At 66.6% G+C, this 18,307-nt stretch carries 20 protein-coding genes; 12 read left to right on the forward strand and 8 right to left on the reverse strand.

The window, feature by feature from the left end; genetic code table 11:
- Entirely contained in the window at window positions 1-618 is a 618-nt protein-coding gene (locus tag ACOFKW_RS09915) for a DNA-3-methyladenine glycosylase family protein (protein ID WP_419813990.1), read from the reverse strand.
- Window positions 619-693: 75 nt separating this feature from the next.
- Here ACOFKW_RS09915 and ACOFKW_RS09920 point away from each other — a divergent pair, with 75 nt between their 5' ends.
- From ACOFKW_RS09920 to ACOFKW_RS09945, 6 genes are all read left to right on the forward strand, one after another.
- Window positions 694-1,011: a 2Fe-2S iron-sulfur cluster-binding protein gene (locus ACOFKW_RS09920; protein ID WP_419813991.1), complete on the forward strand. Its 318-nt coding sequence runs from the start codon at window positions 694-696 to the stop codon at window positions 1,009-1,011.
- A 32-nt stretch (window positions 1,012-1,043) separates the two neighbouring features.
- Window positions 1,044-2,234, forward strand: coding sequence for a sensor histidine kinase (locus ACOFKW_RS09925; protein ID WP_419813992.1), 1,191 nt, complete (start codon window positions 1,044-1,046; stop codon window positions 2,232-2,234).
- Window positions 2,235-3,032, forward strand: a complete 798-nt coding sequence (locus tag ACOFKW_RS09930; protein ID WP_419813993.1) for a LytR/AlgR family response regulator transcription factor — start codon at window positions 2,235-2,237, stop codon at window positions 3,030-3,032. It abuts the gene before it with no gap.
- A gap of 200 nt (window positions 3,033-3,232) precedes the next feature.
- Window positions 3,233-3,709, forward strand: a complete 477-nt coding sequence (locus ACOFKW_RS09935; protein ID WP_419813994.1) for a hypothetical protein — start codon at window positions 3,233-3,235, stop codon at window positions 3,707-3,709.
- Between the two features lie 80 nt (window positions 3,710-3,789).
- Complete coding sequence (locus tag ACOFKW_RS09940) at window positions 3,790-4,236, forward strand: RcnB family protein (protein WP_419813995.1); 447 nt, start codon at window positions 3,790-3,792, stop codon at window positions 4,234-4,236.
- 54 nt (window positions 4,237-4,290) lie between these two features.
- The gene (locus ACOFKW_RS09945) at window positions 4,291-4,542 is read left to right on the forward strand and encodes a hypothetical protein (RefSeq protein ID WP_419813996.1); all 252 of its coding nucleotides are present in this window, start codon (window positions 4,291-4,293) and stop codon (window positions 4,540-4,542) included.
- Here the strand turns inward: ACOFKW_RS09945 and ubiG are convergent.
- Complete coding sequence (gene ubiG / locus ACOFKW_RS09950) at window positions 4,539-5,288, reverse strand: bifunctional 2-polyprenyl-6-hydroxyphenol methylase/3-demethylubiquinol 3-O-methyltransferase UbiG (RefSeq protein WP_419813997.1); 750 nt, start codon at window positions 5,286-5,288, stop codon at window positions 4,539-4,541. The genes ACOFKW_RS09945 and ubiG overlap by 4 nt on opposite strands.
- A gap of 70 nt (window positions 5,289-5,358) precedes the next feature.
- On the opposite strand from ubiG, the gene ACOFKW_RS09955 reads away from it, so the two are divergent.
- From ACOFKW_RS09955 to ptsP, 3 genes are read left to right on the forward strand one after another with little or no spacing between them, the layout of a single operon-like run.
- Window positions 5,359-6,582: an aspartate kinase gene (locus tag ACOFKW_RS09955; protein ID WP_419813998.1), complete on the forward strand. Its 1,224-nt coding sequence runs from the start codon at window positions 5,359-5,361 to the stop codon at window positions 6,580-6,582.
- Entirely contained in the window at window positions 6,579-7,628 is a 1,050-nt protein-coding gene (locus tag ACOFKW_RS09960; protein WP_419813999.1) for an NAD(P)H-dependent flavin oxidoreductase, read from the forward strand. The genes ACOFKW_RS09955 and ACOFKW_RS09960 overlap by 4 nt, the downstream gene beginning before the upstream one ends.
- Before the next feature lies 1 nt (window position 7,629).
- Window positions 7,630-9,897 (forward strand): phosphoenolpyruvate--protein phosphotransferase, encoded by a 2,268-nt coding sequence (gene ptsP, locus ACOFKW_RS09965; RefSeq protein ID WP_419814000.1) that lies wholly within the window; start codon window positions 7,630-7,632, stop codon window positions 9,895-9,897.
- 152 nt (window positions 9,898-10,049) lie between these two features.
- On the opposite strand, the gene ACOFKW_RS09970 is transcribed toward ptsP, so the two are convergent.
- Window positions 10,050-10,571 (reverse strand): SH3 domain-containing protein, encoded by a 522-nt coding sequence (locus tag ACOFKW_RS09970; RefSeq protein ID WP_419814001.1) that lies wholly within the window; start codon window positions 10,569-10,571, stop codon window positions 10,050-10,052.
- Between the two features lie 79 nt (window positions 10,572-10,650).
- On the opposite strand from ACOFKW_RS09970, the gene ACOFKW_RS09975 reads away from it, so the two are divergent.
- Both ACOFKW_RS09975 and ACOFKW_RS09980 read left to right on the forward strand, forming a co-directional pair.
- Window positions 10,651-11,640 (forward strand): 2-hydroxyacid dehydrogenase, encoded by a 990-nt coding sequence (locus tag ACOFKW_RS09975; protein WP_419814002.1) that lies wholly within the window; start codon window positions 10,651-10,653, stop codon window positions 11,638-11,640.
- A gap of 56 nt (window positions 11,641-11,696) precedes the next feature.
- The gene (locus ACOFKW_RS09980) at window positions 11,697-12,029 is read left to right on the forward strand and encodes a glycine zipper family protein (protein ID WP_419814003.1); all 333 of its coding nucleotides are present in this window, start codon (window positions 11,697-11,699) and stop codon (window positions 12,027-12,029) included.
- 2 nt (window positions 12,030-12,031) lie between these two features.
- Here the strand turns inward: ACOFKW_RS09980 and ACOFKW_RS09985 are convergent, their stop codons facing one another.
- Complete coding sequence (locus tag ACOFKW_RS09985) at window positions 12,032-13,450, reverse strand: NAD(P)H-dependent flavin oxidoreductase (protein WP_419814004.1); 1,419 nt, start codon at window positions 13,448-13,450, stop codon at window positions 12,032-12,034.
- A 114-nt stretch (window positions 13,451-13,564) separates the two neighbouring features.
- Between ACOFKW_RS09985 and ACOFKW_RS09990 the strand changes: the two genes are divergently transcribed.
- Window positions 13,565-13,936, forward strand: coding sequence for a hypothetical protein (locus tag ACOFKW_RS09990; RefSeq protein ID WP_419814005.1), 372 nt, complete (start codon window positions 13,565-13,567; stop codon window positions 13,934-13,936).
- 18 nt (window positions 13,937-13,954) lie between these two features.
- On the opposite strand, the gene pnp is transcribed toward ACOFKW_RS09990, so the two are convergent.
- The 4 genes from pnp to ACOFKW_RS10010 form a co-directional block, all read right to left on the reverse strand.
- Entirely contained in the window at window positions 13,955-16,300 is a 2,346-nt protein-coding gene (pnp, locus tag ACOFKW_RS09995) for a polyribonucleotide nucleotidyltransferase (protein ID WP_419816921.1), read from the reverse strand.
- Between the two features lie 148 nt (window positions 16,301-16,448).
- Window positions 16,449-16,718 carry a 30S ribosomal protein S15 gene (gene rpsO, locus ACOFKW_RS10000; RefSeq protein WP_419814006.1) on the reverse strand — a complete coding sequence of 90 codons (270 nt, stop codon included), beginning with the start codon at window positions 16,716-16,718 and terminating at the stop codon, window positions 16,449-16,451.
- A gap of 15 nt (window positions 16,719-16,733) precedes the next feature.
- A complete protein-coding gene (truB, locus tag ACOFKW_RS10005) occupies window positions 16,734-17,618 on the reverse strand; it encodes a tRNA pseudouridine(55) synthase TruB (RefSeq protein ID WP_419814007.1) in 885 nt (294 codons plus the stop codon).
- A complete protein-coding gene (locus ACOFKW_RS10010) occupies window positions 17,611-18,294 on the reverse strand; it encodes a site-2 protease family protein (protein WP_419814008.1) in 684 nt (227 codons plus the stop codon). Before ACOFKW_RS10010 ends, truB begins: the two co-directional genes overlap by 8 nt.
- Between the last annotated feature and the right edge of the window lie 13 nt (window positions 18,295-18,307).

Below are 18,307 nucleotides of genomic sequence, written 5' to 3' on the forward strand. Positions count from 1 at the left end.
TCAGATCACCACGATCTGGTAATCATGCCACATGAAGATCGCCAGCGCGCCGCGGTGCGGGCGCAGATGCTCGACGAGTTCGCGGGTCAGCTTCTCCGATGGCTTGCCCTCCAGCCCGAGGATGCGGCCGAGCTGGACCTGCACCGCCAGGTCACCCGCCGGCCAGATGTCCTTGCGCCCCTCGGCGAACAGCAGATAGATTTCCGCCGACCAGCGACCGATGCCCTTGACCGCGACCAGCGCCTTGATCGCCTCCTCGTCGTCCTCGGGGAGGTTGTCGAAGTCGAGCGCGCCAGACACGACTGCCTCCGCCAGACTGCGGACATAGGTCGCCTTCTGCCCCGACAGGCCGGCGCCGCGCAGCGTCTCGACCGGCACTTCGAGGATGCGGTGCAGGTCGTCGAAGCCGCCGACCGCCGCTTCGAACCGTGTCCAGATGCTCGCCGCCGCCTTGACCGAAACCTGCTGCCCGATGATCGTCCGCATCAGCGTCGCCGCGCCGCGCGCGTTGATGCGTGGTTCCGGATAACCGGCGCGCGCGAGTGCGACCGCGACGCGCTGGTCGAGCGCCGCCAGGCTGTCCATACCGTGCCGGATGTGGTCGGCGGTCAGGCCCATGCGTTATGGCCGGTTGATTGATAATCCATGCCCGCTAATAGGCGGGAAGCTCGCACCGCGCCAACAGGAAGCACCATGCCGAAACTGATCGTCACCGACCGTAGCGGCAAGGCCCATGAACTGGACGGCGAGGCCGGCCTGTCGGTGATGGAGATCATCCGCGACGCCGGCATGGACGAGCTGCTGGCGCTGTGCGGCGGCTCCTGCTCCTGCGCCACCTGCCATGTCCATGTCGCGCCCGACTGGCTGCCGGTCACCGGTACCGCCAGCGGCGACGAGGACGATCTGCTCGACAGCTCAGACAACCGCGTCGCCTCGTCGCGCCTGTCGTGCCAGATCGCCTTTACCGACGCGATGGACGGCCTCGAAGTGGCGATCGCGCCGGAGGACTGACGTTTTGGCGATTGCGGTGCTAGGGTAGGGCGATGCCGCTCGCAACCCTCCGCGACGAGACGTTTTTCTCGGACAAGAACCGCGCCTTCTGGCTGCTGCAGGGCGGTGGCTGGGGCGCTTACCTGCTGCTCCGGGCGCTCGGCGGCCTCGCCAACGCGATGGGCCTGACCTTCGTCCTGCCGACGCTGATCGTCACCGCCACCGGTTTCTCGCTGACGCTGCTGATGGCGGCGGCATATCGCCGGGTCATCCGCATGAAGCCGGTGTTCGTCTGGACCGTGACGCTGGTCATCGTCGGCGCCAGCTCGGCGCTGTTCTCGGTGCTGGAGGTCTGGGCGCACGCGACCTTCTACGAGCCGGGCTGGCAGCCACAGGGCATCGAGTTCCTCGGCGCCATCCTGCTCGACTTCGCCGTCCTTGGGGCGTGGACCGGGCTCTACTACGGGATCAATTACTATCTGCTGCTCGCGGCCCAGTCGCAGCGCATGATCAAGGTCGCGGCGCAGGCCAGCTCGGCGCAGCTGGAGATGCTGCGCTATCAGCTTAATCCGCATTTCCTGTTCAATACGCTCAACTCGATCTCCACACTGGTGCTGCTGAAGGATACGGCGCGGGCCAATGCCATGTTGTCGCGACTCAGTTCCTTCCTGCGATATTCGCTGGTCGGGGGCATGGAGGGCATGGCGACGGTGGCGCAGGAGGCGGAGGCGCTGAAGCTGTATCTCGACATCGAGCGCACCCGCTTCGAGGATCGGCTGCGCACGCGTTTCGATATCGCGCCGAATGCGATGGACGCGCGGATGCCGTCGCTGCTGCTCCAGCCGATCGTCGAGAACGCCATCAAATACGCCATCACACCTCTGGAAGAAGGCGCCGATATCCATATCGACGCCCGGCTGATGGGCGAGCGGCTGGTCATCACCATCGCCGATACCGGGCCGGGCTTGAACGCCCGGGGGTTGAATGGCGTCATCCCGGCCTCCATTTCGGGGACAGGGGTCGGGCTCGGCAATATCCGGGAACGCCTGATCCAGGCTTATGGCGAGGATCAACGCTTCGAACTGGAGGATAATGAGCCGCAGGGCTTGATCGTCCTCATCGACATTCCGTATCAGTCGTTCGAGGGCAAGGGTTTCGACCCGAAAAGCTCAGAAGCCCGGCTCGAACCACGGGCCGAGCCACGACCGGCGCAAACACTCGGGGGCCCGAGGGAAATCGCTTAAATGACAATCCGTACTATCCTGGTTGACGACGAGCCGCTGGCGATCCGCGGGCTCGAACTACGTCTGGCCGCCTTCGAAGACGTCGAGATCGTCGAGCGCTGCGCCAACGGCCGCGAGGCGATCCGCGCCATCAAGACCTTGAAACCCGACCTGGTCTTCCTCGACATCCAGATGCCGGGCTTCGACGGCTTCTCCGTCGTCAGCGGGCTGGCCGAGGTCGAGCCGCCGCTGTTCGTCTTCGTCACCGCGCATCTCGAACACGCACTCAAGGCGTTCGAGGCACACGCCGTCGATTACCTGCTCAAGCCGGTCGAGGAGGAGCGGCTGGCCCAGACCATCGAGCGCGTCCGCCAGCGCCTCAGCGAGCGCCGCGCCGGCGAGGAGACCGAGCGCCTCAAGGAGATCCTGTCGGAAGTCGCCCCCGAGGCGATGCCAGAGGACCTGACGGGTAACGAGGAGCACGCGGCGAATCGCTTCGAGCGCGTCATCAACATCAAGGATCGCGGCCAGATCTTCCGGGTCGAGGTCGCCGATATCGAGCGCATCGACGCGGCCGGCGACTATATGTGCATCTACACCGCCGACCAGACGCTGATCCTGCGCGAGACGATGAAGGACCTCGAGAAGCGCCTCGACCCGCGCAAATTCCAGCGCATCCACCGCTCGACGATCGTCAACCTCGACAACGTCAAGTCGGTCAAGCCGCACACCAACGGCGAGTGCTTCCTGGTGCTGGGCAGCAGCACGCAGGTGAAGGTCAGCCGCAGCTACCGCGACGTGGTGGCGCGCTTCCTCTAAAGGGGAGGCCCCTCTCCCGGGCGACCTCCCCCCGCGGGGGGAGGCGGTGCGCAGCGCCAGGGGGAGGGGGACGGCGCAGCAACATCCTACATGAACAGCCGCTAACAACACGCCTCAGACTCCGTTCACCCGACAAATGCGAATCAGCATTGCATGGCTCGAATCACTCGTAGCCAATCGGATGGAAGCGGAGAGCAGCAATGCGCAAGTTGATCCTCGGAGCAATACTGGCCGCTTCTGTCGCGACGCCTGTATTGGCCCAAGACTATAACGGTCAGCGTTATGACGATCGTGGCGGATACTCTGGTGTCCAGGGCTATGATCGGGACGACATCCAGGATCGTTACCAGGGTGGCTATGACGGGCGCGACCAGGCCTATGACGATCGTGGCTATGACAGTCGCGACGACCGTCGAGGCTATGGCGACGACCGTCGCGGGTATGGCAATGATCGCGGCGAGTGGCGCGGCCAGGGTTCGCGGCGGGTCAGCTACAGCTGGCTGACCGGACGGCAGTTGCCCGGCCAACTCGGCAACCGCTCGTGGATCGTTCACCCCGACCGGATCGGCCTGCCCTATGCGCCGCGTTCGACCCACTGGATCGCGATCCGCGATTCGGCGCTGCTGGTCCGGAACTACGACCGCGTCGTGTTGCGCGTCGTTCCGCTGCGCGGCTGATCCACCAGTTTCGGTGCGGAAATATTCCGCACTGCACGAGTTAGTAAGTTGCGTTGCGTACCAAACATGGGAGAGGTGTCATGCGTAAGTTCATTCTAGCTTCCATCGCTTTTGCCAGCCTGGCCATGCCGTTGGCGGCCCAGGCCCAGCCCGGCGAATATCGCCACGACCGCCGCGAGATCCGGGAGGACCGCCGCGAACTGCGCGAGGACCGCCGCGATTTCCGCCGCGACCGGCGTGAGTTCCGCGACGACCGCCGGGGCGGCTATGACCGCGGCTACCGCGGCGAGCGCTTCCGGGCCGGCAGCTACTACCACCCACGCGGCTATGGCTATCGCAGCTGGAACACCGGCGCCTACCTGCCGCGCGCCTATTGGGGCCAGCGCTACTGGATCGGCAATCCGGTCGGCTACCGCCTCGACTACGCCCGCCCGGGCACCCGCTGGATCCGCGTCGGACCCGACGCCCTGCTGATCCGCACCTACAACGGCAGCGTCATCCGGGTTGTCCGCAATCTGTTCTACTAGCGCAACCAATCGGCGCTAGCGACGTTCGGCCCTCGTAACATTTGGAGTATGACGATGAAACGCCTGCTTATCGCCTTTGCGGCCCTTGCGACCCTGACCACCGGCGTCGCTGCCGAGGCCCAGCCCGGCCGCCACGACCGCATGGAAATGCGCCACGGCCGCCAGGAAATCCGCCACGATCGCCGCGAGATGCGTCACGACCGTCGTCAGATGCGCCGGCACCACCAGATGCGCGGCCGTTATTTCCACCAGGGTCGCTACTACCACAACCGCTACCGCCACAACGGCGCATGGATGTACCGCTAGACCGGTAACGCGGTCATAAAATAATTGACCGAGGCATCGCGGCCGAGGACGAAACCCGTCCCCGGCCGCCATGTCATTCCCGACGTATCGATCGTCTCGAACCCGGCCAGCGCCAGTTCGCTCGCCAGTTCACCAGGCTGGACGAACTTGCTCCAGTCGTGCGCCCCACGCGGGATCGAGCGCAGCACCTGCTCCGCCCCGACGATCAGCGTCGCATAGGACAGCGGCGTGCGGTTCGGCGTCGACATCACCAGCAGCCCGTCGTCGCTCAGCAGCGCCCGCAATGCTGCAAGAAATGCTGCACGGTCGGCGACATGCTCGACGACCTCCAGGCAGGTAATCAGGTCGAAGCGCGCGCCCTCGGCCGCCAGCGCCTCCACCGAAATGCAACGATACTCGACCCCCAGCGCGCCGGCATGCAGCGCCGCCACCGCGATGTTCTCGGGCGCAGCGTCGATCCCGGTGACGCTCGCACCCATGCGCGCCAGCGGCTCGGTCACCAGCCCGGCGCCACAGCCGACGTCGAGCGCCCGCTTGCCCGCCAGCGCCGCCCGGGCGCGCGGGTCCAGCGACCAGCGCAGCACCGCCGCGTCGCGGATATAGCTCAATCGCAGCGGGTTGATCCGGTGCAGCATCGCCGAGCTGCCCTTGGGATCCCACCAGTCGGCTGCCAGCCCACCGAAGAACGCCGCCTCGGCCGGATTCGTCGTTACCGCCGAAACGGCCGGGCTTACCTTGCTTTGCACCCCCTGTCTTTCTATCAGGGCGACGCATTCATCAACCCTCCACGTCGCCGCACAGGAAGTCCCAGCCAGCATGGCCCGTATCGTCATGAAATTCGGCGGCACGTCGATGGCCGGCATCGAGCGCATTCGCGGCGTCGCCGCCCGCGTCAAAGCCGAGGTCGAGCGCGGCAACGAGGTCGCCGTCGTCGTCTCCGCGATGGCCGGCGAGACCGACCGGCTGGTCGGCTTCTGCCGCGAGGCCGCGCCGCTTGCCGATCCGTGCGAATACGACGTGGTCGTCGCCTCGGGCGAGCAGGTCACCGCCGGGCTGCTCGCCATCGCCTTGCAGTCGCTCGGCCTGAAGGCGCGCTCCTGGCTCGGCTGGCAGTTGCCGGTGCACACCAGCGCGGCGCACGGCTCGGCGCGGATCGAGGACATCGACACCGTCGCCGCACTCGCCGCGATGGCCGGTGGCATGGTCGTCGTCATGCCGGGCTTCCAGGGCGTCGATGCCGCGGGCCGGATCACGACGCTGGGTCGCGGCGGCTCCGATACGTCGGCGGTGGCGCTGGCCGCGGCATTGAAGGCCGATCGCTGCGACATCTACACCGACGTCGACGGCGTCTATACCACCGACCCGCGCATCGTGCCGCGGGCCCGCAAGCTCGACCGCATCACCTATGAGGAAATGCTGGAACTCGCCTCGGTCGGTGCCAAGGTGCTGCAGACCCGCTCGGTCGAGCTGGCGATGAAGGAAAAAGTGCGTGTCCAGGTGCTGTCGAGCTTCAGCGACGTACCGGGCACGATGGTCGTCGATGAGGATGAAATCGTGGAACAGGAACTGATCGCCGGCGTCGCGTACAATCGTAACGAAGCCAAGGTAACCGTCATCGGCGTTCCCGATCGCCCCGGCGTCGTCGCCGCGATCTTCGGGCCGCTCGCGGAGGCCAATGTCAACGTCGACATGATCGTCCAGAACATCGCCCATACCACCCGGAAGACCGACGTCACCTTCACCGTGCCGCGCACCGAGCTGGTGCTGTCGCTCGACGTGCTCGCGCGTATCCGCGGCGATATCGGCTATGAGGAAGTGCTGTCCGACGACGCCGTCGCCAAGATCTCGGTGGTCGGCGTCGGCATGCGCAGCCACGCCGGCGTCGCGGTGACGATGTTCAAGGCGCTGGCGGACCGCGGCATCAACATCCAGGCGATCACCACCTCGGAGATCAAGGTCAGCGTGCTGATCGCCGAGGAATATACCGAGCTTGCGGTCCGCGTTCTCCACACCGCTTATGGGCTGGACGCCGCCGCATGAGTCGCCTCGACGATCTGTCGGCCCGCGGCACCGATTTCCTCGGCTCGCGCTACGCCATCATGGCGGGCGCGATGAGCTGGGTGTCGGAGCGCCACCTGGTGTCGGCGATCAGCAACGCCGGCGGCTTCGGCGTGATCGCCTGCGGGGCGATGTCGCCCGCGCTGCTCGACACCGAGATCGCCGCGACCAAGGCGATGACCGACAAGCCGTTCGGCGTGAATTTGATCACCTTGCACCCGCAGATGAACGACCTGATCGACATCTGCGCCAAGCACGGTGTCAGCCATGTCGTGCTCGCCGGCGGCCTGCCCCCCGGCGGCGCCATCGAGCGGATCAAGTCGAACGGCGCCAAGCTGATGTGCTTCGCGCCGGCGCTCGCATTGGCCAAGAAGCTCGTCCGCTCCGGCGTCGATGCACTGGTCATCGAGGGCTCCGAGGCCGGCGGCCATATCGGCCCGGTGTCGACCTCGGTGCTGGCGCAGGAGATCCTGCCCAACGTGCGCGACGTGCCGATCTTCGTTGCAGGCGGCATCGGGCGCGGCACCGCCATCGCCGCCTATCTCGAAATGGGTGCTGCCGGCGTCCAGCTCGGCACGCGCTTTGCCGCGGCCACCGAGAGCATCGCCCATGCCAATTTCAAGCGCGCCTTCGTCCGCGCCTCGGCCCGCGACGCCGTCGCCAGCGTCCAGCTCGACGGCCGCCTGCCGGTCATCCCGGTTCGCGCCCTGAAAAACATTGGCAGCGAGGCGTTCACCGCCAAGCAGCGCGAGATGGTCGGTCACATCGACACCGGCGCCGTCGAGCTGTCCGAGGCCCAGCTCCAGATCGAGCATTATTGGGCGGGTGCGCTGCGCCGCGCGGTCATCGACGGCGACATCGAGAACGGCTCGCTGATGGCGGGCCAGTCGGTCGGCATGGTGACCAGCGTCCAGCCGGTCGCCGAGATCATCGCCGAACTGGTGAGCGAAGCCGAGGCGTCGCTGGCCAGCCGCCACCAGCCGTTGCTGCCGGCCCAGCCGCTCCACGTCGCGACGGCCAGCGGCTAGCATGCCCCCGGTCTCCGCCGCCCGCGCCATGCTGCGCCGCCTCCACGAGGTGATGGCGTCGAAGGGACACGCGCAGTCCAAGCTCAACGCGGTCGTCGGCATCGTCGCCGAACAACTGACCAGCGAGGTCTGCTCGATCTACCTGCTGCGTGACGGCAGCCTCGAACTCTACGCCACCAAGGGGCTGGCGCAGTCCGCCGTCCATGTCACCAAGCTGGCGCTCGGCCAGGGCCTGGTCGGCACCATCGCCGCGACGCGCGAGCCGCTCAACCTGGCGGAAGCCCGCGCCCACCCGGACTTCGCCTATCGCCCCGAGACCGGCGAGGAGGATTATCACAGCTTCGCCGGCGTCCCGATCCTGCGCCGCGAGGCTGCGATCGGCGTCCTCGGCGTCCAGCATGCCGACCCGCGCGAGTATGAGGACGTCGAGATCGAGGCGTTGCAGACCGTCGCGATGGTGCTGTCCGAGCTGATCGCCGGCGCCGGGCTGGTCGATGACCTGGCGGTCGCCCAGGCGCGTGCCCAGGCCAGCGGCCCAATCCGCCTGACCGGCCTCAAGCTGGTCGAGGGCTTCGCTCGCGGCAAGGCGACCCTTCACCAGCCCCGCGTCGTCATCGAGCATACCGTTGCCGAGGACACCGAGGCCGAGCGCCGCCGCGTCTACGGCGCCTTCACCAAGATGCGCGAGCAGATCGACCGCATGATGGGCCAGGCCGAGTTCACCGGCGGCGGCGAGCATGAGGAGATCCTCGATACCTACAAGGCGTTCGCCTATGACGAGGGCTGGTCGCGGCGGATCAACGAGGCGATCGATTCAGGGCTAACCGCCGAGGCGGCGATCGAGCGCGTCCAGCAGCGCACCCGCGCCCGCATGCGCTCGATCCCCGACCCGTATCTGCGCGAGCGGCTGGCCGACCTCGACGACCTGTCGAACCGGCTGATCCGCATCGTCGCCGGTCAGCTCGGCACCGCGGCGCAGTCGGGGCTGCGGTCCGACATCATCCTGCTGGCGCGTAACCTCGGGCCCGCCGAACTGCTCGAATACGACCGGCGCTTCCTGAAAGGGGTCGTGCTGGAGGAGGGTTCGCTCACCGCCCATGTCACCATCGTCGCGCGGGCGATGGGCGTGCCGGTGCTGGGGCGGGTCCGCGATTTCCGCACTTCTATCTCGGACGGCGACGAGCTGCTGCTCGACGTCGGCAACGCCGCGCTGTTCGTCCGTCCGACGGCGGAAATGATCAAGTCGTACAACACCATGAGCGCGCTCAAGGCCAAGCGCCAGGCTAGCTATGCCAAGCTGCGCGACCTGCCTGCAGTCACCCTCGACGGCCTGCCGGTGACGCTGATGATGAATGCCGGGCTGCGCGACGATGCAGAGGCGTTGAAGCTGACCAATGCCGACGGCATCGGGCTGTTCCGAACCGAGTTCCAGTTTCTGGTCGCCGCCACCCTGCCGCGCCGGGAGCGCCAGACGGCGCTGTACTCGGCGGTCCTCGACGCGGCGGGCGACAAGCCGGTGGTGTTTCGCACCGTCGACATCGGTGGCGACAAGGCCGTCGCCTATATGCGCGCCGACACCGCCGAGGAGGAAAATCCGGCAATGGGCTGGCGGGCGCTGCGCCTCGCGCTCGACCGTGCCGGCTTGATGAAGGTGCAGGCGCGGGCGTTGCTCGACGCCGCCGCCGGGCGGACGCTCAACGTCATGTTCCCGATGATCAGCGAGCCTTGGGAGTTCGACGCGGCGAAGGCCATCGTCGAGGCGCAGCGCGAATGGATCGTCGGGCAGGGCAGGGCGATGCCGCTGGCGATCCGCTACGGCGCGATGCTCGAAGTCCCGGCGCTTGCGGAGGCGCTCGACGTGCTGCTGCCCAAGCTCGATTTCCTGTCGATCGGGACCAACGACCTGACCCAGTTCCTGTTCGCCGCCGATCGCGCCAACCCGCGCCTCGCCGACCGCTACGACTGGCTGTCGCCCAGCGTCCTGCGCTTCCTGCGCCGCGTCGTTCGCGCCTGCACCGAGGCCGGCGTGCCGGTGACGGTCTGCGGCGAGATGGGCGGGCGTCCGCTGGAGGCGCTGGCATTGCTGGCGCTCGGCATCGACCGGCTGTCGATCAGCCCCGCCGCCGTGCTGCCGATCAAGGCGATGGTGCGCTCCGCCGAACTGCTGCCGCTGCGCACCGCGATGACCGGCTGGCTCGACGCCCCCGGCAGCGACATTCGCGGCGAGCTCGCGAAGCTGGCGGATACGCTGGGGATCATACGAGGCTAGCGTCGCCGGTCGGCCGCCACGATTGCGGCTTGACCCTTATAAACCTATATGGTACTAAAAAGGTGCCGAGCTGAGCCTGGTTCGCCACCGGGCTCGAATACGACCATCGTACGTGTAACCTTCGTAACCTTATTCATCTTCGCGGCCGGATTTCAGCCTTCGATACGCTCGTTCGGATAGATGCCCCACAATTGGTTGCGCAGGATATAGCCGCCCTTGCCGTCACGCGCGACGCGGCACCACTCGCCCTCGCACAGCACGACCGAGACCAGCGCGCCGGGCTCGATGCGCCACACCGGCGGCGAAGACAGGTCAGGGCGCGTGTACAGCGTCCGGATCTGGCGGGTCACCATCGCGGTGCGCTCGCCGGTCAGCAGGCTCTTGTTGATCCAGCCGGTCGCGGCGCTCTCGTCACGGACCTGGCGCCAGATCTGGTACTCCTTGATGACCTCGACCGGCAGGCCCTTGCGGACATAGACATAGGCCACCGGATACTGGTCGCCGGGGCCGGTGCGGACGAAAGCCTTGCCGGGCTTGATCGAGACGAAGCGCGGGACGGGCAGCCCCGACGTGCCGTCGTCGCGCTCCATCGGCGCCGCTCCGGCCAGCATCGCCGCAGCGGGCAACAGCAGGGCAGCGCGCAACAAGCGGGCGAGAAGGGGAGTGGCGATCACATGCGAGCCTTAGCGCGCCGGGGCTGCGGTTGGGAAGCCGCTTGACGCCGTATCGGCCCGCCCGCTAGCGCATGCGGTGATGTCTATCCGGCCGCGCCCCAAGACCGTCGTCACCCGCCGCCTGCCCGGCGCGGTCGAAACCCGGCTCGCCGAACTGTTCGACGTGACCCTCAACCCCGACGACGCGCCGATGGACGCCGCCGCGCTGGCCCGGGCCGTCGCCACCGCCGAGGTGCTGGTGCCGACCGTCACCGACGAGATCGACGCCTCGGTCATCGGCGCCGCCGGGCCCGACCTCAAGCTGATCGCCAGCTTCGGCGCCGGGGTCGACCATATCGACCTCGCGGCCGCCCGGGCTCGCGGCATCGTCGTCACCAACACGCCGGGCGTGTTGACCGACGACACCGCCGAGATGGTGCTGGCCCTGATCCTGTCGGTGCCGCGCCGCCTCGCAGAGGGCGAGAAGCTGGTGCGCTCGGGCGGCTGGACGGGCTGGACCCCGACCGGGCTGCTCGGCCACCGGGTGCGGGGCAAGTCGCTCGGCATCATCGGCTTGGGCCGCATCGGCCAGGCCGTCGCGACCCGCGCCGCCGCCTTCGGGCTGAGCATCCACTATCACAACCGCCGCCGCCTGCCGCTCAGCGTCGAGGCACTGCTCAAGGCGCACTGGCATGCTGACCTGCATGCCATGCTGCGCAGCGTCGACATCGTCAGCATCAACTGCCCGCACACCCCGGCGACCCACCGCCTGATCGACGCCGCCGCCCTCGCCGCGATGCAGCAGCACGCCTATCTGATCAACACCGCCCGCGGCGAGATCGTCCATGAGGCGGCACTGGTGGCCGCGCTGGCGAGCGGACAGATGGCCGGCGCCGGGCTCGACGTCTTTGAGAATGAGCCCGAGGTCACGCCGGCGCTGCTCGACCTGCCCAACGTCGTGCTGCTGCCCCATATGGGTTCGGCGACGTTCGAGGGGCGGCAGGCGATGGGCGACAAGGTCATCGCCAACATCCGCAGCTGGGTCGACGGTCACCGCCCGCCCGACCAGGTCCTCGAGGGCTGGCTGTAGGCGGAACGCGGCGGCGGAATGTTCGTTGAGCCTCCAGACCTAATCTGGAGAGAGTTATGTACGCGTTGCCCAAGATGACACTGCTGGCGCTGGTTGCTGCGGGGTCGCTGACTGCGTGTACGACGGACCGCTACGGCGATCAGCGCCTCAACGGCACGGGCCGCGGTGCGCTGATCGGTGCCGCTGGTGGTGCCGTCGTCGGTGCGCTGACGGGCAACGTCGCGGCCGGCGCTGCGATCGGTGCCGCCGGTGGCGCGGTCGTCGGCACCATCCAGGACGACAACCGCTACGAGGATCGCGACGGCCGCCGCTACTACTACGACCGCAACAACCGCGACCGCCGCTACCAGTACAACGACCGCCGCGAGCGGGTCTACGACCCCTACTGAGGCTAGGCCCCGGTCATGATCCGGTCGACGAGTTGCTTCACCGTTGGGACGAAGCCATTCGAGTAGAACGGGTCCTGGGCGAAGCGGAACGCCGAATGTCCCCCGAAGACGAGGTTCTGCTCGGTATCGCCGCCATGGGCGACATCCTGCAGAGTCTTCTGGATGCAGAACGACCGCGGATCGGCGAGCCGCCCCGTGGTGTTGGTCTCGGTATCCGCCCAACTCGAAAAGGCGCATTGGCTCAGGCAGCCCATGCAGTCGGTCTGGTCCTTGCGGATCACCTGCCGCTCCTCGGCACTGACGAACACCAGCGTATTGTCGGGCGTCTTCAACGCCTCGGTGGCGCCATGCGCATACCATTCGCGGGCGTGGAGCAGGTCGTCGCGGGTCACATAATAGTTCTTCCGACCGACGCCGACATCCAGCAGGAACTGGTGATCACCGGTTGCCGTCGTCGAGAACGCCACCTGCCGCTCCGACCGCAGCTCGAGCGACCGCAAGAACGGATTGCGGATGGCGCTGGAGTAGAAGCCGGTCGGCGAGAACTTGTGCAGCGAGATGTCGCCCGGCTTGAGCGTCATCAGCCGCGCTTTCCAGCCTTCCGGGATCGGGCTCTCCTGCGTCAGCAGTGGCCGAGTGCCGAACTGGAAGACGATCTTGCCGAGTTCCGGATTGTCGATCCAGTCGGTCCACTCGTCGAGGCGCCAGACGCCGCCCGCCATGATGATCGGCACGCTGTCCGCAATGCCAGACTCTCGCATCGTCGTGCGCAGGTCACGGACGCGCGGATAGGGATCCTGCGGCGCTCGCGGATCCTCGGCGTTGGACAGGCCGTTATGGCCACCCGCCAGCCAAGGGTCCTCGTAAACCACCGCGCCCAACCACTCGGCGGCCTTGGAGTAGGCGCGCTTCCACAGGGCGCGGAAGGCCCGGGCGCTGCTGATGATCGGATAATAATGGACGCCGTAGGAAGCGGCGATCTCGGACAGCTTGTAAGGCATGCCGGCGCCGCAGGTGACGCCGTTGACCTTGCCGCGGGTGCGCTCGAGCACGCCGGTCAGCACCCGCTGGGCGCCGCCCATTTCCCACAACACATTTATGTTGAGGCCGCCGACACCGCGACCGAGCTCCGACGACGCCATCTCATAGGCCCGCTCGACCTGCTGGACAGCGCCATCGATGGCGTACTGAACCAGTTCCTCGTGACGCTCGCGACGCGTCAGGGCGGCGTAGATCTGCGGGATGATCTTGCCGGTCGGGTCATAGCTGTCGGCATTGACCGCACTGATCGTGCCGACGCCGCCGGTCAGCGCCCAGGCGCCCGACGACAGATGGTTAGTCGCTGCTACGCCCTTGCCGCCCTCGACCAGCGGCAAAATTTCACGGCCACCCATCAGCACCGACGTAAGTCCATTCAACATCGTTAGCCTTGATCGCCTGCCTGTCCTGGCTGCTTATACGGCTGCTCCAGGACAAAAGCGCCATAAAAGCGCGCTTGCGTACGGCGACTAAAGCGCCCGCACGATCAGTATTGTTTGAACATCGCCGAAGGTATCGCCGTGTTCGAGTCCGAACCGGAAGCGTTCCATTCGGCAGCCGTCTTGCAGACGCGCCTCGACCCCATGTTCGACCCGGTACGCGGCTCTTCCCTGCGGCAGATTTTCGCCGGCTTGGCCGCGACCTGCGGCGTCGTCTCGCTCGTCGAGGGTACGGCGGCGGGCGGTTCCGCCACCAGCGGTGCCGCTGCAATCAAGCCAAACAGGGCCGGCAGAAACAGTCTCATTGAAGCATCACCCCTAAGCCAAGCTCGACGCCGGATTATGGACTGTCCTGCACCGCGTCAACGTACAACGTCACATACGAAAACGGGCCGCCCCTTTTGCAAGGAGCGGCCCGAATGCGCTTAGTCTAAGATCGTATGGGTTCTAGTCGCGGTCACCGGTCAGGAAGCTCGGCGCGAACGTCGGCTCGGCTTCCGGAGCCTCGGCGCGCGGTGCGTCACCAGCGTCGCGGCGCGGACCACGGTCGCCACCTTCACGACGGGGACCACGATCGCCACCGCCGCCGGAGCCGCCGCGGCCACGATCGCCACCACGATCACCGCCGTCACGACGCGGACCGCGATCGCTGCGCGGAGCGCGCTCCTCGCCACCTTCACGCGGCGGACGGGTGTCGGCGATCTCCTCGCCGGTCTCCTGGTCGACGAGGCGCATCGACAGGCGAACCTTGCCGCGGTCGTCGATGCCGAGCACCTTGACCTTGACCGGCTGGCCTTCGGTCAACACTTCCTTGACGTTCGAGACGCGCTCGTTCTTGATTTCAGAGATGTGGACGAGACCGTCCTTGGCACCCATGAAGTTCACGAACGCACCGAAGTCGACCATCGAGACGACCTTGCCGGTATAGATCTTGCCGACTTCGGCTTCCTGCGTGATGCCGAGGATCCAGGCCTTGGCAGCTTCGATCTGGGCTGGGTCGGACGAAGCGATCTTGACAGTGCCGTCATCCTCGATGTTGACCTTCGCACCGGTGGTGGCGACGATCTCGCGGATGATCTTGCCGCCGGTGCCGATGACATCGCGGATCTTCGACTTGTCGATCTGCAGCGTCTCGATGCGCGGCGCATGAGCCGACATCTCGGTGCGGGTGGTGTCGAGTGCCTTGGCCATCTCGCCGAGGATGTGCTCGCGACCGGCCTTCGCCTGGTCGAGGGCGACCTTCATGATCTCTTCGGTGATACCGGCGACCTTGATGTCCATCTGGAGGGCGGTGACGCCTTCCGAGGTGCCTGCAACCTTGAAGTCCATGTCGCCGAGGTGATCTTCATCGCCCAGGATGTCGCTGAGAACCGCGAACTCCTTGCCTTCGAGGATCAGGCCCATGGCGATACCGGCAACCGGGCGCAGCAACGGCACACCGGCGTCCATCAGCGCCAGCGAGGCGCCGCAGACGGTGGCCATCGAGGACGAACCGTTGGACTCGGTAATGTCGGACAGGACGCGGATCGTGTACGGGAACGCTTCCTTGGTCGGCAGCAGCGGGTTGACTGCACGCCATGCCAGCTTGCCGTGACCGATGTCGCGGCGGCTCGGCGCACCGAAGCGGCCGACTTCGCCGACGCTGTACGGCGGGAAGTTGTAGTGCAGCATGAAACGCTCGTAGCGCAGGCCGTCGAGACCATCGATCATCTGCTCGGCATCGGAGGTACCCAGCGTCGTCGAGACGATCGCCTGGGTCTCGCCGCGGGTGAACAGCGCCGAACCATGAGTACGCGGCAGGAAGCCGACCATCGCCTCGATCGGACGGACAGTCTTGGTGTCGCGGCCATCGATGCGGATGCCGTCCTTCAGGATCGCGGAGCGGACGATGCTGCCCTCGACCTTCTTGACGAGCTTCGAAGCCTTGAGGGCCTCGGCAGGAGCCGAACCGGCGAACAGTTCCTTGACGGTGGCCTTGGCCTTGCCCAGCGCCGATTGGCGGTCGGCCTTGGCGATGATCTTGTAGGCGTCCGCGATGGTGTCGCCGACTGCGTCCTTGATCTTGCCGAGCATCGACGTGTGATCGTCGATCTTGAGGTCCCAAGGCTCCTTGGCACCGGCTTCGGCGAGCTTGATGATCGCGTCGATCACCGGCTTGGACTCGTTGTGCGCGAACATCACCGCGCCGAGCATGACTTCTTCCGAAAGCTCCTTGGCTTCGGACTCGACCATCAGGATCGCGTCGCCGGTGCCAGCTGCGATAAGCTCGAGCGAGCCTTCCTTGATCTGCGTCTTGGTCGGGTTGAGGACATACTGGCCATCGACATAGGCGACGCGGGCAGCTGCCAGCGGGCCCATGAACGGCACGCCCGACAGGGTCAGCGCGGCAGAAGCGGCGACCAGCGCGACGATGTCGGCCTCGTTCTCGCCGTCGTACGACAAGACCTGCGCGATGATCAGGACTTCATTGTAGAAGCCCTCAGGGAACAGCGGGCGGATCGGGCGGTCGATAAGGCGCGATGTCAGCGTCTCGTGCTCGGTAGCGCCGCGCTCGCGCTTGAAGAAGCCGCCCGGGATACGACCGGCTGCGGAGAACTTCTCCTGGTAGTGAACGGTCAGCGGGAAGAAGTCCTGGCCTTCCTTGACGTTCTTCGCGGCCGTGACGGCGCAAAGCACGACGGTTTCGCCGTAGGTGGCGAGAACGGCGCCGTCAGCCTGGCGGGCGACGCGGCCGGTCTCGAGGGTGAGCTTGCGCCCGCCCCACATGATTTCCTGCTTGTGGATATTGAACATCGTCATCGTCTTCGTCTTTCTGTTGCGCCCGGCCCTATCGCCGTGCGCGCCTGCGTTCCGGGTGCTGCGACCATCGCAACTGCGCCGGATATGCGAACGGCCCCGGCCAGAACATTCTGGGGGGCACCGTCCGCGTCGTCTGGGCGGCCTACTTGCGCAGGCCGAGCTTGCCGATAAGGGCGGTGTAACGACCAGCATCGCGGCTCTTGAGATAGTCGAGCAACGAGCGGCGCTTGTTGACCAGGACGAGCAACCCGCGGCGCGAGTGGTTGTCCTTGGCGTGAACCTTGAAATGCTCGGTGAGGTTGGCGATCCGCTCGGTCAGGATCGAAACCTGGACTTCGGGCGAACCGGTGTCGCCGGCGGTACGTGCATTGTCAGCAATGACTTCGGCCTTGCGGCCAGTGGTGATCGACATCGGGATCTCCTCGAATTACAAGTTGAACCCGCGCACGACCCGTATCGCAGTGGACTGGATGTCCACCAAAGCAACCGGAACAGGCCCGTCGGTCGCAAGATACAGCCCGTGGAGTGCGGGGTGCCCGGGGAGCGCGCGACCCTGACGGAGCGCGGATGCATCTTCGGGCGAGACTGCGAAAGCCGGGATGTCGTCCAGCCCTGCAGTCAGCGGCAAGACCGCCTGTTCAAGCGCGTTCGTGTCTAGCAACCCGGCCACTTTGTCCAGTGAAATCGCGTCCGCCAGGGTGAACGGTCCGGCCCGGGTGCGGCGGAGCATGCTGACATGACCAACGGTTCCCAGCGCTTCGGCGATGTCGCGCGCCAGGCTGCGGACGTAGGTGCCCTTCGAGCAGGTGACCTCGAACGTCGCTGCTTCGGTCTGAGCATCGATCAGTTCGAACGCATGGATGGTCAGGTGTCGCGGCGCCAGTTCGACGATCTCACCGGCGCGAGCAAGCTTATAGGCTCGCTCGCCGTCGACCTTGAGGGCGGAAAAGGCAGGCGGAGCCTGGACGATCGGGCCAGTGAAGGCGGGCAGGGCGGCGAGGATCTCCGCGGTAGTTGGCCGGACGGGGGACGTGGCGGTGGTCTCGCCCTCGGCGTCGAGGGTGGTCGTTGCAACGCCCCAGGCGACCGTGAAGGCATAGCCCTTGGTGGCGTTGAGCATGCGGCCGGCAAGCTTGGTGGCCTCCCCCATCGCAATCGGCAGGACGCCGGTGGCGAGCGGGTCGAGGGTGCCGCCGTGGCCGATGCGGGGGATCGGCAGCCCGGCACCGCGAAGCAGGCGCTTGATCGCGGCGACCCCCTGCGCGCTGCTCAGCCCGAGCGGCTTGTCGAGGACGATCCAGCCGTTAATCAAGCCCGACGAGCCCGAGCAGGCCGGTCACCATCGCCTGGATCGGCGGCCCGATCAGGCGCCGCAGCAGGTCGAGCTTGGGGAACAGCCACGGCAGACCAACCAGCACGACGAGCAGCAGGACGAGGCCATACTTGCCGATGCTCGCGTAGCGCCGTCCGAGCGCCGGCGGCAGCAGTCCGGACACTACGCCGCCGCCGTCCAGCGGTGGCAGCGGTATCAGGTTGAATACACCCAGCGAGACATTGACCAAGATGAAGTTGAACAGGTTCAGCCGCACGAAGCTGCCGATTGGCCCGACCACCGGGCCCTCGGCCGCAACCATCAGTCCAAGTGCCAGCGCCGACAGCAGCGCCAGCGCGAAGTTCATCAGCGGTCCCGCCGCGCTGACCAGGACCCCGTGCCAACGCGGGTTGCGCAGCGCCGAGAACATCACCGGAACCGGCTTTGCCCAGCCGAACACCGGCGCGCCGCCAAGGGCCAGCATCATCGGCAGCACCAGCGTGCCGACCGGATCGACATGGCGGATCGGGTTGAGCGACAGCCGCCCCAGGTCACGTGCCGTATGATCGCCAAAGATATTGGCGACCAGGCCATGCGCCACCTCGTGCAGCGTGATAGCAAAGATCAGCGGCAGCACCCAGGAGGCAAGATTGAGCAGCGTAGCAGTTGTCGGCATGGCCGCGCCCTTG

Source organism: Glacieibacterium sp. (assembly GCF_965200405.1).
In the GTDB taxonomy this organism is placed as follows: Bacteria; Pseudomonadota; Alphaproteobacteria; order Sphingomonadales; family Sphingomonadaceae; genus Glacieibacterium.